This window comes from Cellulophaga baltica, assembly GCF_900102165.1.
GTDB classification, from domain to species: Bacteria; Bacteroidota; Bacteroidia; order Flavobacteriales; family Flavobacteriaceae; genus Cellulophaga; species Cellulophaga baltica.
In genome coordinates this window covers 166537-180090 of sequence record NZ_FNBD01000008.1, presented here as the reverse complement: position 1 = coordinate 180090, position 13554 = coordinate 166537, and the positions used below count along the sequence as shown (strand labels likewise).

Here is a 13554-nt window from a genome sequence, read left to right as displayed (position 1 = left end):
CTCATTCAAACGTACACTTCCCTAAGTTAAGGTTTCTAATTGTCTTTTAGTGCTGTAAGTTTATAGGAACTTAAAACTAAAACGATGAAAAATTTTTTATTTGCACCAATTATTTTATTAACGTTATCCTTGAATGCTCAAGCAATTTTAGATCCGGTTTTAGAAAATAACCTCGCTGGTATTTCTGGATTTTGTAATGCGACGGTACAAATTTCAAACGGCTTGGTCCATGGAGTTGCAGTAGCTGATAATATTTACCCGTTTAAGCTGTATGAGATTGAGAGCTCATACTTAAATAGTCAACAGGATCTCTATACCGCAATACAGCGTGCAGCGCCGGGAGTAAGTATCGCCAATACGCAGCTGGGACAAACACCGGTGATTACTATGCGTGGTGATCGTAATACGGTAGTAATTATTGATGGTGTTCGTTATGATACGTCTATATTACATACGCTTAACCCTCAGGATATAGAGCGCATTAGTGTGGCTACAAGTACTATTTCAAATAATTATTTGGGGTATACATCAAATTAGAACGTGTTAGCTGGTAGATTTTAATAAAGTGTCGAAAGACACTTTATTCTTTTTTAATATTTTGTATTTTCAGGCTTGATTTTAAATCGACCACTATGAAAATAACCATGTTAAGTTTTGCATTATTTTGTGTTGTATGTAGTTTTGCGCAACAAATTCTCCCAGAAGTAGAAAGAGCTACCGTAGTAGACGAGATTTTAGAAGAGCGCTTTAATGTTTTACTTCCAGAATTGATGGATACTGCAGCTATTGATATGTGGGTGGTAATTTCTAGAGAATACAATGAAGATCCTGTTCTTAAAACCATGCTCCCTGCTACTTGGTTAAACGCGCGTAGAAGAACAATACTTCTATTCTACAGGAACAAATCAAAAAATACTATTGAAAAATTAGCAGTGGCACGTTATGATGTGGGTAAAAGTATTGTTTCTGCTTGGGATAAAGAAAAGCAACCAGACCAATGGAAAAGACTTATAGAATTAATTCAAGAACGTAACCCAAATAAGATTGGGTTAAATTTCTCTAAAGATCATAATATCGCTGATGGCTTAGATAAAACAGATTATGACGAGTTCATGAGCTATTTACCTAAGAAAATGCATTCCAAAGTAATCTCTGCAGAACAACTTGCAGTGCGTTGGATAGAAACGCGTACGCCTCGTGAAATGGTTATTTACAATCAATTGGTAGACATAACACATGATATTATCGCAGAAGCATTTTCAGAAAAAGTAATTACTCCAGGGGTTACGACCACAACAGAAGTGGAGTGGTGGATGCGTCAAAAGGTAACAGATTTAGGCTTGGAAACTTGGTTTCATCCTACGGTAGATGTGCAACGCAGTAGTGAAAAATTAGTAGATCATTTGTATTCCTTTTCAGGAAGACCTGATGGCCTGACTATTGTACCCGGAGACTTGTTGCATTGCGATTTTGGCATTACGTATTTAAGGTTAAATACTGATTGTCAAGAATTGGCTTATGTGTTACAACCAGAAGAAAAACAAGCGCCCAAGTTTTTGGTGGAAGGCCTAAAAGACGGTAATAGCGTTCAAGATTTTCTGACAAATAATATGATTGAAGGGAGAACAGGAAATGAAATTTTAGCGAAATCATTACAGGAAGCTAAGGTTGCCGGTCTTAGGCCCTCAATTTATACACATCCTTTAGGTTTGTATGGTCATTCGGCAGGAACAACGATAGGCATGTGGGATGCTCAAGATGGAGTAATGAAAGACGATGGAGATAAATACCCCTTAAACAAAAATACCGTTTACGCTATAGAATTGAATACCACGATTACAGTTCCAGAATGGAACAGAGATATTCGTATTATGCTTGAAGAAGCAGGTTTCTATGGCGAAAACGGATTTAGATATGTAAATGGCAGACAAACGGAATTACTTCTTATTCCGCGTATAAAAAATCATCAAGGGAATTAAACTTGAATAACGCCTAAATTAAAAGGTTTTTCTATGGGAGCATGATTCGCAGCATCAATTCCCATAGAAATCCATTTACGAGTATCTAACGGGTCAATAATGCCATCGGTCCATAAACGCGATGCTGCATAATATGGAGAAACCTGATCATCATATCGGTTCTTTATCTTGCTAAATAATTCGGCCTCTTTCTCAGGAGTAATCTCTTCTCCTTTTTTCTTTAAAGAAGCTTTTTCTATTTGCAATAATACCTTAGCGGCAGAATTACCACTCATTACTGCTAGTTCAGCACTAGGCCATGCAACAATTAATCGTGGGTCATAAGCTTTACCGCACATTGCGTAATTACCAGCGCCATAACTATTTCCAATAACAATCGTAAATTTAGGGACTACAGAATTACTCACAGCATTCACCATTTTAGCACCATCTTTTATAATACCGCCATGTTCACTTTTGCTGCCTACCATAAAGCCGGTAACGTCTTGTAGAAAGACTAACGGAATTTTCTTTTGGTTGCAATTGGCAATAAAACGGGTTGCCTTATCTGCAGAATCGGAATAAATAACGCCTCCAAATTGCATTTCTCCATTGGTGGTTTTTACCACCTTACGTTGGTTAGCTACGATACCTACAGCCCAACCATCAATACGTGCATAACCTGTTAATATGGTTTTACCGTACCCTTCTTTATATTGTTCAAAATCAGAATCATCTACTAATCGTTTAATGATTTCAACCATATCATACTGGTCAGATCTTGATTTAGGTAAGATCCCGTAAATGTCTTGCGGATTTTCTTTTGGTTTTTCAGCCTTTATTCTGTTATAGCCAGCTTTGTCAAAATCACCAATCTTACTCATGATGTTTTTAATGGTATCTAAGGCATCAGCATCATCTTTAGATTTATAATCAGTTACGCCACTTATTTCACAATGTGTAGTAGCACCGCCCAATGTTTCGTTATCGATACTTTCGCCAATAGCAGCTTTCACCAAATAACTTCCTGCTAAAAAAATACTTGCAGTTTTGTCTACGATTAGTGCTTCGTCACTCATAATTGGTAAATAAGCACCACCAGCAACACAACTGCCCATAACGGCAGATATTTGTGTGATCCCCATACTGCTCATCACGGCGTTATTTCTAAAAATACGCCCGAAATGCTCTTTGTCTGGGAAAATTTCATCTTGCATGGGCAAATAAACACCAGCACTATCAACCAAGTAAATAATTGGTAATTTGTTTTCTATGGCAATTTCTTGAGCTCTTAAATTCTTCTTGGCAGTAATAGGAAACCAAGCTCCTGCTTTAACAGTAGCGTCATTGGCTACCACAATACATTGTTTACCTTTTACATATCCAATTTTAACAACAACCCCTCCAGAAGGGCATCCGCCATGCTCTTTATACATACCGTCGCCAACAAATGCACCAATTTCTATAGCATCTGCTTTATCATCTAATAAATAATCAATACGCTCTCTGGCAGTCATTTTCCCTTGAGCATGTTGTTTTTCAATTCTACTTTTTCCGCCTCCTAATTTAACGGCCGTCAGTCTTTTTTTTAATGCTGATAAAAGTAATTTATTATGATCTTCGTTTTTATTGAAGTTGATATCCATACGTATTAAAATTTCTTTAATGGGTATAAATATAAGGAGTAATTATTGATTAACTTTGATAATATATAAAGAGAAAATGAAACAAAAACTACGTTGGGGAATAGTAGGATTGGGCAGTATTGCAAATCACTTTGTGAAAGATTTGGCCTTAGTTGAAGATTCTGAATTGGTAGCCGTAGCTTCCAGAAGTATTGAAAAAGCGGAGGAATTCTCAAAACATTACGCCTCAAAATATGCATTTGGCAGTTATGAAGAGCTATTTAAATGTCCAGAAGTAGATGTGATCTATATTGCAACACCGCATTCTTTTCATGCTAAATTGGCTATTGATGCAATGTATTACGGGAAGCATATTTTATGTGAGAAACCTTTAGGGGTGAATACGGAAGAGGTTACAAAAATGATTGCCGCAGCGAAGGAGAATAATGTTTTTTTGATGGAAGCCTTATGGAGTCGTTTTAACCCTGCAATCCAAAAAGTAACAGAATTAATTGCCGAGGGTGTTTTAGGTGCTATTAAATATATACAGGCAGATTTTGCATTTCCAGCCTTGCATAGAGATGATGAGAATAGGTTGTTAAACCCCAATTTGGCTGGAGGTTCTTTGTTAGATATAGGAATTTATCCTGTTTTTTTGTCCTATTTAATTTTAGGGAATCCTGAGGCTATTATGGCTTCTTCTAAGTTTTATAAAACGGGAATAGAAATGCAAACGGCTATGATTTTTGACTATCCAGATGCTCAGGCTGTTCTGTATAGTGGGTTAAATTCTAAATCGGAAATGAAAGCTGAAATTTCAGGAACTAAAGGAACCATTTTTATAGATCCGAAATGGCATGAAGCGCAAGGTTTTGAGTTGGAACTTAACCAAGAAATTACGAAATTTGACTTACCTACGGAAGGTAGGGGGTATTATTATGAGATTTTAGAAGTTCAAAACTGTTTAGCAAACGAAGCTATAGAAAGCACATATTGGAGTCATGAAGATAGTATGAATTTAATAGGACTATTAGATACCATAAGAGCAAAAGCGGGTATTGTTTTTCCTTTTGAAGAATAAAAGTTGCAGTTTCTAAATAGAAAACTCCTTAAAATAACGATATTTGACCCCACCAACGAACTAAAATTACAAGATATTATGGGAATGAATAAAAACACGGTACTCGCATGGGCTACTTTTATAATGATTTTTGTAGGATTATCTTTAATAGCTTTAGGAGCTTTTAGGTACTACGAGGTTGCAGGCTATGGTTTTGCAGCTGTTGGAATCGGATTTTTAGCAATTGCTTGGGTTTTTAATGCTTTAAAAGGAAGAGTTTAAATTTTACCACAAAATAAAGTACAAACAATTAAATATAGTTAAACACATATGTCTGACGATAAGAAAGTAATTTTCTCCATGTCTGGGGTTACAAAAACCTTTAAAACGGCAAATACTCCAGTATTAAAAAATATTTACCTTAGCTTTTTTTACGGCGCTAAAATTGGAATTTTAGGTCTCAACGGATCAGGTAAATCAACACTTCTAAAAATTATAGCGGGTGCAGATAAAAACTACCAAGGCGATGTTGTTTTTTCTCCAGGATACCGCGTAGGCTATTTAGAGCAAGAACCACAATTAGATGAAGAAAAGACGGTTCTAGAAATTGTAAAAGAAGGTGTAGCCGATACGGTCGCTATTCTTGATGAGTACAATAAGATAAATGATATGTTTGGATTAGAAGAAGTATATTCTGATGCAGATAAGATGGATAAGCTAATGGCGCGCCAAGCAGAATTACAGGATCAGATAGATGCTTCTAATGCTTGGGAGTTAGATACGAAACTAGAAATTGCTATGGATGCTTTACGCACGCCAGAGCCAGATAAAAAAATAGGAGTATTATCTGGAGGAGAGCGTAGACGTGTTGCTTTATGTCGCTTATTATTACAAGAACCTGAAATTTTATTATTAGATGAGCCTACGAACCACTTGGATGCAGAATCTGTACATTGGTTAGAACATCATTTAGCAGAATACAAGGGTACTGTTATAGCCGTAACGCATGATAGGTACTTTTTGGATAATGTTGCCGGTTGGATTTTAGAATTGGATAGAGGTGAAGGTATTCCTTGGAAAGGGAACTATTCTAGCTGGTTAGATCAGAAATCTAAACGTATGGCAGATGAAAGTAAAGTAGCTTCTAAACGCCAAAAGACCTTAGAGCGGGAATTAGAATGGGTACGTCAAGGTGCAAAAGGTCGTCAAACAAAGCAAAAAGCGCGTTTGAATAACTATGATAAGTTAATGAGTCAAGATCAAAAACAACTTGATGAAAAACTAGAAATTTATATTCCTAACGGACCTCGTTTAGGGACAAATGTAATTGAAGCTATTGGTGTAAGTAAAGCTTACGGAGATAAGCTGTTATATGAAGATCTTAATTTTAAACTTCCTCAAGCGGGTATTGTAGGTGTTATTGGTCCAAACGGTGCCGGTAAAACAACCATTTTTAGAATGGTCATGGGAGAAGAGAATGCGGATAAGGGTGAGTTTGTAGTGGGAGAAACTGCTAAAATTGCGTATGTAGATCAGAGTCACTCTAATATAGATCCAGAAAAAACTATTTGGCAAAACTTTAGTGACGAACAAGAAATGATTATGATGGGTGGCCGTCAAGTAAATTCTCGTGCGTACCTAAGTAGATTCAACTTTTCAGGAAGTGAACAAAATAAAAAAGTGAACATGTTGTCTGGAGGTGAACGTAACCGTTTACACTTAGCCATGACATTGAAGGAAGAAGGCAACGTACTTCTTTTGGATGAGCCTACGAATGATCTTGATGTAAACACTTTAAGAGCTTTGGAAGAAGGTTTAGAGAATTTTGCAGGTTGTGCGGTAGTTATTTCTCACGACCGTTGGTTTTTAGATCGTATTTGTACCCACATTTTAGCTTTTGAAGGAGATTCTCAGGTATATTTCTTTGAAGGATCATTCTCTGATTATGAAGAGAACAAGAAGAAACGTTTGGGTGGCGATTTAATGCCGAAACGTATCAAGTACAAAAAACTGATTCGTTAAGTATCGAATTGTTTGACTTTAAAAAGGCCTTCCAAAATGTGGAAGGCCTTTTTATTTTGATATTTTGTAAACCGTTATAATTTGTTAACGCGGTCTATTAAAAATGCAATTCTTTTGACATTTTCATAAGGTTATCTACTAATAAGCTAGACATATAATCAATGTAATTACTACGGTGCCTAGAATATTTTCTGATGCTGCAGGATTTTTAATAATCCATTTTCGGGTACCAATCCAATTGAATAACTTCAATAGTTGGGTCACCTTCGTTGACTAATTTTCTGAATTTAACAACATCACTCACCTCTGGTTTTCCTCTATAATGATATGGGTATACTTGTTTTGGTTTAAACGCTAAAACAGCACTGGCAGCACTTTCTTCCGTCATCGTATAGGGTAGGTTCATACAAATGAAAGCTTTATCAATATTTTTTAACGCACGCATTTCTGGTATGTCTTCCGTATCTCCTGAGAAATAAATGCGCTCATCACCTTTACTTAATACATAACCGTTTCCTCTCCCTTTGGTATGGAATTGTAAAGCTTCTTCTCTAAGGTTGTACATGGGTATAGCTTCTATCGTAATACCGTCAAATTCTTGTGTAGCTCCGTTTGCCAAAATATGTAGCTGAGCAGTATATTTTTCTGGTAGTTTGTCTGCTACAGCCTGTGGAACTATTATTTTAGTTTTAGAAAGGTCTAAAGAATCTAGAGTTTCAACACTTAAATGATCTCCGTGGATATCTGTAATCAGCAGAAGATTAGGGTTCTTTTGATCAGTGTAGGCGGATGCTCCTCCAACGGGATCAATGTATATGGTGGTTTCTCCCCATTGCAAAACAGCAGAAGCATGTTCTATGGGAGTTACGTTTACCACCTCCTTAATGGTTGCTATTGTTTCTGTTACTTCAGGTGGCGTTTCTGAAACAGGCTCTTTCTTTTCATTCTCTTTACAAGCTATTGCTAAAATTCCTAAAAGGCTTAGGGTAACTAACTTTTTCATAAGTGTTTTTATTTTAATTGTAATTCCATTTTAATATCACTTCGTTCATAGGGTAAGTCCTTTTCTAAAGGAACTATTTCGAAATTATATTTTTCATAAAGGTAGAGGGCGTGTGGTAATTTTGTACTTGAATACAATATAATTTTATCCCAATTGCTTTCCTTTCCAAAAGCTATAGCAAATTTTAAAAGCTCTTGTCCAATTCTAAGTCCTTGGTATTTTTCGCTAACCGCCATCTTTCCTAACTCAAAAGTGCTAGCATTAATTTTAAGGAACGAAAAACAGCCAACGATTTTTCCTTCATACTTTGCAAAGAATATATGACCATCTTTTTTCAGAATAGTGTTTTCACAATCATTAAGAAGTTCTTTATCCTTTTCTTCTACATAAAAATATTTTTTTAACCATTCTACATTCAAATCGTGAAAGGCTTTGGAATGTATTGGTTCATAGGGTATTATAGTGATTGCCATATTTTATTGTTTTAAAACACCTTAAAATTAAGGCATTTGTGAACTATTTTTTGCCTAAAAAATCTAAAAATAAGTTTAAAACGTATATATTTCTGATACAAACAAACGCCCTTGTAAGAGGAAAACTAAAAAGAACTTTAATTTTTTAAATTATGGCAGAAACAAAAAGTAACAATGGATTAAAAGTAATAGCTGGTCTATTACTAGTATTGTTGGTTGGATTGGTAATTTATACCGTGAGTCTTTATAAAGAAAAGCAAGACAACACAGACAAGCTTAGCAAAGAAAAAGAATTAGTTGTTGAAGATTTAACAAGCTTACGTTCTGAATATGACAAAGCAATTTTAGAAAGCAATGCAACTAATGAAGAATTAGTTAGTGCAAGAGATAATATTGCAAAATACATAGATTCTGTAAAAACGATGAAACTTGATATTTCTGCTTTAGGAAAATACAGAAGACAAGTGAGTATTTTAACTAAAGAAAGACAACAATTAATCAGAAAAGTAGATTCTCTTACACGTTCTAACGGAAGATTAGTAATGGAACGAGATAGTACTTTCACAGAATTAGAAAAGCAAACAGTTTTCAACGATTCTTTAGTCGTTCAAAATACACAATTAGCAAATGTTGTTGAAAGAGGTTCAGCATTAAACATTTCTAAATTAGCTGTAGATGCAGTAAAAGAGCGTAATAGTGGTAAATTAGTATCTACTTCTAGAGCTGGTGCAACAGATAAATTTAAAGTTTGCTTTACATTAACAAACAATACCATTGCTCAAGCGGGTGATAAAGCTTTTTATATTGAAGTATTAGATCCTCAAGGAAATGTATTAGGAGAGAGTTTTACTAAAACTAGTGATGCTGGAGCTTCTGTAACGTATAGTAAAGCAACTTCTTTCTACTATGAGAACAAAGCTTTAGATGTTTGTGATTATATCAATAAGCCATCAGGTGATTTCCAAAAAGGAAACTATATGGTTAATGTTTATGACAACAAGCTTAAATTATTAGGAACTAGCAAGTTCACTTTAAAATAGTCTTAGACTAACCATTAACAAAAAAGGGGTAATCTTTCATAAGAGTACCCCTTTCTTTTTATACTATATTTCTTAGCTACTATTTTAATGTTCCAACCATTTCTTCTGGTTTTACCCAATCATCATAGTCTTCAGCAGATACATAACCTAAATTAACGGCTTCTTCTTTTAAAGTAGTTCCATTTTTATGAGCTGTGTTCGCAATTTCAGCAGCTTTGTAATATCCTATTTTAGTATTCAAGGCCGTAACGAGCATTAATGAATTGTTAAGTAATTGCTTAATAACTTCATGATTTGGCTCAATACCTACCGCACAATTTTCTTCAAAACTTACACAAGCATCTCCAATTAATTCGGCAGATTGTAAAATGTTTGCAGCCATCATAGGTTTAAAAACATTAAGTTCATAATGTCCTTGAGTGCCACCAACACTAATAGCAACATCGTTACCCATAACTTGTGCACAAACCATAGTTAGTGCTTCACATTGCGTAGGGTTTACTTTTCCTGGCATAATAGAACTTCCTGGTTCATTAGCAGGGATAATGATTTCACCAATACCTGAACGTGGTCCTGATGCCATCATTCTAATATCATTAGCAATTTTATTTAAAGAAACAGCTAATTGTTTTAAGGCACCATGGCTTTCAACAATAGCATCATGTGCAGCGAGAGCCTCAAATTTATTTTCAGCAGTTACAAAAGGTAATCCTGTAAACTCAGCAATAAAATCTGCCACCATCACATCATATCCTTCTGGAGTATTTAAACCGGTTCCTACAGCAGTTCCTCCAAGAGCAAGTTCTGCTAAATGTGGTAATGTATTTTTTAATGCTTTTAATCCGTGATCTAATTGAGATACATATCCAGAAAATTCTTGTCCTAAGGTTAGGGGAGTGGCATCCATTAAATGGGTACGTCCAATTTTTACAACGTTTTTAAATTCGATAGTTTTTTTATGTAACGTATCTCTTAATTGTGTAATTCCAGGAATAGTGACCTCAACTATTTTCTTATAAGCGGCAATATGCATCCCGGTAGGAAACGTATCATTAGAAGATTGAGATTTGTTAACATCGTCATTGGGTTGTATTACCTTGTCACCTTCACCAATAACCTTACCAGCAAGTTCTTGCGCTCTATTGGCAATAACTTCATTAACGTTCATATTACTCTGGGTACCAGAACCTGTTTGCCAAATAACTAAAGGAAATTGATCGTCATGTTTTTTAGATAGAATTTCATCACAGACTTTTGCGATTAGATCTCTTTTTTCTTCAGTAAGAACACCTAATTTATGGTTGGCGTAGGCAGCAGCTTTTTTTAAATAAGCAAAACCATAGACAATATCTAATGGCATAGAGCCTACAGGACCTATCTTAAAGTTGTTTCTTGAGCGTTGTGTTTGTGCGCCCCAGTATTTGTCGGAAGGGACTTCTACGTTGCCCATCGTATCTTTTTCTATTCTATAACTCATAAGAAATTTATTAATGTATAGTACAAAGATATTGTATTGTGATTTTTTTTTGGAGTCTCTAGAAATTTTTTATAGATTTTTTTTAAATTCATTTGTACTATTCATCATTTTCAAAGTATCTTTGCAATAATAAAAATTAATAGCATGTTTGAATTTGACCAATATTTAGGTTTTTTAGCGTTTTTAACCATCTTAACAATCGGTTTTTGGCTAATGATTTTCTTATTAACTTTTGTAATACCTTACTGGTTAGGAGGAAATCTTATAGAATTTTTCAAAGAAAAGCGTGATGCTAGAAAAGCAAAATTAAATAACGAGGAATAAGAAACTTCAATTCATTTCTAAATTCTTAGTTTTTATCATAAAAAAAAGAAGCCATTTGGCTTCTTTTTTTGTTTCTATAGGTGAGGTGGTTTTTAAAATTCATCCCCACCATCATCGTCATTTCTTTGTTGTCCTCGCTGTTTCGTTTTTCCTTTAGGTTGATTAAATCTATAAACCAAACCAAGTGTAATTTGTCTTCTTCTCCATTGAAACTCACTCTCTGAAGTGAAAAATTCTGTTTCTGTGAAAGATCTTCTTTTAGCAGAATTGAATAAGTCACTTACGTTAAATGATAGTGTTCCATTATCTCCAAATACATCTTTACTAAAGGCAAGACTTACAAAAGTCATGCTCTTGCTTTCTGTTTGTGAATTCTCTGATGGGCCTCTGTAAAATACATTGGTTTGCCAATCAATACTAGCAGGTAAAGATACTTTAGAACTGAATCTAGAAAACCAACTTGTGTTTTTAGCACCATAATCTACCTCATTAAAAATTCCTTCTGTTTCAAATTGAAAGAAATTGAAGCTTCCGTTTAAACGCAGCCACTTTGCAGGATTATACAAAATCCCTAACTCAGCACCAATACGCTGGTTAGAAGATAAATTAATAGGTAATGATCTTATGATACTAATACCATCAGAAGTAAGCTCACCGGTCTCCTCTTGGATTCTTTCAAAGGAATTCGTTTCCTTTTGATAATATATAGAAGAAGTTAAGGTTAATTTTTTCCATCGCTTTAGGTATCCTAAATCAAATGCATTCGCATAAGCAGGATCTAAGTCTGGATTTCCTTGAAATACATTTGTTCTACTAGATCTTGATGGGAAAGGATTGATATAACGACCTCTAGGTCTGTTAATTCTTCTATTGTACCCTAAAGAGATGCTTTCCATATCACTTAATTCGAAGATTAAGTTTACAGTAGGGAAGAGGCCTAAGTAGTTTTTGTCAAAATTTAAATCTATCTCAGATCCTAGAACTTCTTGTAACGCTTCTTCATCGTATTCAGAATCTACCTTACCTTTTAATTGGGTATTTTCTAACCGTAAACCTAAAAGAAAAGAGAACTGGCCATATTTATTACCATATTGAGAGTAAAAGGCATTTATATTTTCGTCATACGTAAACTTATTTGTCAAATCTAAATTGGTAGCAAATTGATTGGTCTCCTGATTTAACGTGTCTAATTGATAATCTGTAATGCTTTGTTTAAAATTTCCACGATATCCAGCTTCAAATTGAGCATCGCCCATTGGAAGTACATAATCTACCTGAAATAAGTATTCATTCTGAGTTTCATCTTCGTATATGTTTTCCCTAGCTAAGAGTGCTGTATCAGGGATAGTATTGTTTTCTACTATGGTGGTCAAGATATCCTCAACATCATAAGAATATTGAAAATCTGAAGTTAACTTATGCCCTTTGTCATTAAAATTATTAGTGTAGTTTAAGGACACTTGATAACTTTTATCATCTTGCCCTTCATCTTCGGTACGGAAGGTTTCATTCGTCACGGTAGTGCCTTCATAACGCTGACTTTCGTTTTCCGTAATATCAGATTCATCAGAAAAACGCCCAAAAACGCTAGCCGTTATAGATGATTTTTCGGTCAAGAAATATTCAAGTCCTATGTTGGCATTGAAAGATTTATCTTTTCTAGTGATATCTCTATCTTCAAAAATACGATCATAATCGCCCGTCGTGTAGGTGTTATCAAAATAGGCATTACCCGGAGAAGTACGGTACGAATAGCCTAAAGTGTTAAAAATATTAAACTTGTCAGTACGTAAGTTTAAATTACTACTAATTTGACTAGAAGTAGGGTGGCCTATAGTAGTGTTTATAGAGCCATTAAATCCTAAAGTTTTTTCTTTTCGTAAAATGATGTTTAAAATACCTGCGGTACCTTCAGCATCATATCTAGCAGATGGGCTCGTAATTACTTCTACTTTTTCAATAGCATCTGCAGGAAGTTGGCGCAAGGCATCTGTAGAGCCAAAACCAGCCATAGCAGAAGGTTTTCCATTGATCAAGATTCTAACATTTTCATTCCCTCTTAAGCTAATGGCGCCATCTACATCTACAGTTACAGAGGGTACGTTATTAAGAGCATCACTTACATTAGCACCGCTTGTGGTAAGATCTTTACCAATATTGTACACTTTTTTATCTAGCCGAACCTCAACAGTTGTTTTTTCGGCAACGACTTCAACACCTTCTAATTGAGAAACATCAGGATTTAGTTTAATAGTTCCTAAATTTATAGATTTTGAAAGCGTTTGATTGGGTAGTCTATAGGTCTTGTATCCTATATATTCAATACTTACGTTATATTTTCCAGGTAGTGCTTCTACCTCGTATTTTCCAGATTCATTGGTAATACCACCAGAAATTTTACTAGGATCTTCAACATTTTGCAGAACTAGTGTTGCGTATTCTAAAGGTTGTCCTGTATCTTGTTCTACTACAGTTCCTGTTATTTTAATGGGGTTTTGCTCTTGTGGTCTTTGAGCAGTTAAGCTAAATAATGATAGTAGAAGGGTAATTGGTAGTAGTAGTTTCATGCTGT

At 35.0% G+C, this 13554-nt stretch carries 12 protein-coding genes; 7 read left to right on the top strand and 5 right to left on the bottom strand.

All coding sequences use genetic code 11. The features are described 5' to 3' along the window. Positions 1 to 129: 129 nt before the first annotated feature. Together BLQ19_RS14800 and BLQ19_RS14795 are read left to right on the top strand one after the other, a co-directional pair. On the top strand, positions 130 to 537 hold the full coding sequence (locus BLQ19_RS14800) for a TonB-dependent receptor plug domain-containing protein (protein WP_175444439.1): 408 nt from the start codon (positions 130 to 132) through the stop codon (positions 535 to 537). Positions 538 to 632: 95 nt separating this feature from the next. Then, positions 633 to 1979 carry a M24 family metallopeptidase gene (locus tag BLQ19_RS14795; RefSeq protein ID WP_024480595.1) on the top strand — a complete coding sequence of 449 codons (1347 nt, stop codon included), beginning with the start codon at positions 633 to 635 and terminating at the stop codon, positions 1977 to 1979. Here the strand turns inward: BLQ19_RS14795 and BLQ19_RS14790 are convergent. Beyond that, the gene (locus tag BLQ19_RS14790; RefSeq protein WP_025614998.1) at positions 1976 to 3604 is read right to left on the bottom strand and encodes an acyl-CoA carboxylase subunit beta; all 1629 of its coding nucleotides are present in this window, start codon (positions 3602 to 3604) and stop codon (positions 1976 to 1978) included. The two genes, BLQ19_RS14795 and BLQ19_RS14790, sit on opposite strands and share 4 nt — an antisense overlap. Positions 3605 to 3680: 76 nt before the next feature. Here BLQ19_RS14790 and BLQ19_RS14785 point away from each other — a divergent pair, with 76 nt between their 5' ends. The 3 genes from BLQ19_RS14785 to ettA all read left to right on the top strand — a co-directional run bounded on the left by BLQ19_RS14785 (position 3681) and on the right by ettA (position 6665). Next, on the top strand, positions 3681 to 4664 hold the full coding sequence (locus BLQ19_RS14785) for a Gfo/Idh/MocA family protein (RefSeq protein ID WP_025614999.1): 984 nt from the start codon (positions 3681 to 3683) through the stop codon (positions 4662 to 4664). 84 nt (positions 4665 to 4748) lie between these two features. Beyond that, complete coding sequence (locus tag BLQ19_RS21335) at positions 4749 to 4925, top strand: CAL67264 family membrane protein (protein ID WP_091624683.1); 177 nt, start codon at positions 4749 to 4751, stop codon at positions 4923 to 4925. A 48-nt stretch (positions 4926 to 4973) separates the two neighbouring features. Then, entirely contained in the window at positions 4974 to 6665 is a 1692-nt protein-coding gene (gene ettA / locus BLQ19_RS14775) for an energy-dependent translational throttle protein EttA (protein ID WP_024480598.1), read from the top strand. Between the two features lie 208 nt (positions 6666 to 6873). Here the strand turns inward: ettA and BLQ19_RS14770 are convergent, their stop codons facing one another. Together BLQ19_RS14770 and BLQ19_RS14765 are read right to left on the bottom strand one after the other, a co-directional pair. Further along, positions 6874 to 7668: an MBL fold metallo-hydrolase gene (locus BLQ19_RS14770; protein WP_074538856.1), complete on the bottom strand. Its 795-nt coding sequence runs from the start codon at positions 7666 to 7668 to the stop codon at positions 6874 to 6876. An 8-nt stretch (positions 7669 to 7676) separates the two neighbouring features. After that, on the bottom strand, positions 7677 to 8141 hold the full coding sequence (locus BLQ19_RS14765) for a GNAT family N-acetyltransferase (protein ID WP_074538855.1): 465 nt from the start codon (positions 8139 to 8141) through the stop codon (positions 7677 to 7679). A 152-nt stretch (positions 8142 to 8293) separates the two neighbouring features. Here BLQ19_RS14765 and BLQ19_RS14760 point away from each other — a divergent pair, with 152 nt between their 5' ends. Next, positions 8294 to 9181: a DUF8428 domain-containing protein gene (locus BLQ19_RS14760; protein WP_024480601.1), complete on the top strand. Its 888-nt coding sequence runs from the start codon at positions 8294 to 8296 to the stop codon at positions 9179 to 9181. A gap of 79 nt (positions 9182 to 9260) precedes the next feature. On the opposite strand, the gene fumC is transcribed toward BLQ19_RS14760, so the two are convergent. Beyond that, positions 9261 to 10658 (bottom strand): class II fumarate hydratase, encoded by a 1398-nt coding sequence (gene fumC, locus BLQ19_RS14755; RefSeq protein WP_029446333.1) that lies wholly within the window; start codon positions 10656 to 10658, stop codon positions 9261 to 9263. Positions 10659 to 10802: 144 nt separating this feature from the next. On the opposite strand from fumC, the gene BLQ19_RS14750 reads away from it, so the two are divergent. Further along, entirely contained in the window at positions 10803 to 10982 is a 180-nt protein-coding gene (locus BLQ19_RS14750) for a hypothetical protein (protein ID WP_024480603.1), read from the top strand. Positions 10983 to 11074: 92 nt separating this feature from the next. Here BLQ19_RS14750 and BLQ19_RS14745 read toward each other — a convergent pair whose 3' ends face one another. Next, positions 11075 to 13549: a TonB-dependent receptor gene (locus tag BLQ19_RS14745; protein ID WP_074538854.1), complete on the bottom strand. Its 2475-nt coding sequence runs from the start codon at positions 13547 to 13549 to the stop codon at positions 11075 to 11077. Positions 13550 to 13554: the final 5 nt, after the last annotated feature.

Excerpts from the sequence above, each read along its gene's own strand:
- BLQ19_RS14795 (WP_024480595.1), top strand. The coding sequence starts at position 633 with ATGAAAATAACCATGTTAAGTTTTGCATTATTTTGTGTTGTATGTAGT.
- ettA (WP_024480598.1), top strand. The coding sequence starts at position 4,974 with ATGTCTGACGATAAGAAAGTAATTTTCTCCATGTCTGGGGTTACAAAA.
- BLQ19_RS14745 (WP_074538854.1), bottom strand. The coding sequence starts at position 13,549 with ATGAAACTACTACTACCAATTACCCTTCTACTATCATTATTTAGCTTA.
- BLQ19_RS14785 (WP_025614999.1), top strand. The coding sequence starts at position 3,681 with ATGAAACAAAAACTACGTTGGGGAATAGTAGGATTGGGCAGTATTGCA.
- fumC (WP_029446333.1), bottom strand. The coding sequence starts at position 10,658 with ATGAGTTATAGAATAGAAAAAGATACGATGGGCAACGTAGAAGTCCCT.
- BLQ19_RS14765 (WP_074538855.1), bottom strand. The coding sequence starts at position 8,141 with ATGGCAATCACTATAATACCCTATGAACCAATACATTCCAAAGCCTTT.
- BLQ19_RS14770 (WP_074538856.1), bottom strand. The coding sequence starts at position 7,668 with ATGAAAAAGTTAGTTACCCTAAGCCTTTTAGGAATTTTAGCAATAGCT.
- BLQ19_RS14790 (WP_025614998.1), bottom strand. The coding sequence starts at position 3,604 with ATGGATATCAACTTCAATAAAAACGAAGATCATAATAAATTACTTTTA.
- BLQ19_RS21335 (WP_091624683.1), top strand. The coding sequence starts at position 4,749 with ATGAATAAAAACACGGTACTCGCATGGGCTACTTTTATAATGATTTTT.
- BLQ19_RS14750 (WP_024480603.1), top strand. The coding sequence starts at position 10,803 with ATGTTTGAATTTGACCAATATTTAGGTTTTTTAGCGTTTTTAACCATC.
- BLQ19_RS14760 (WP_024480601.1), top strand. The coding sequence starts at position 8,294 with ATGGCAGAAACAAAAAGTAACAATGGATTAAAAGTAATAGCTGGTCTA.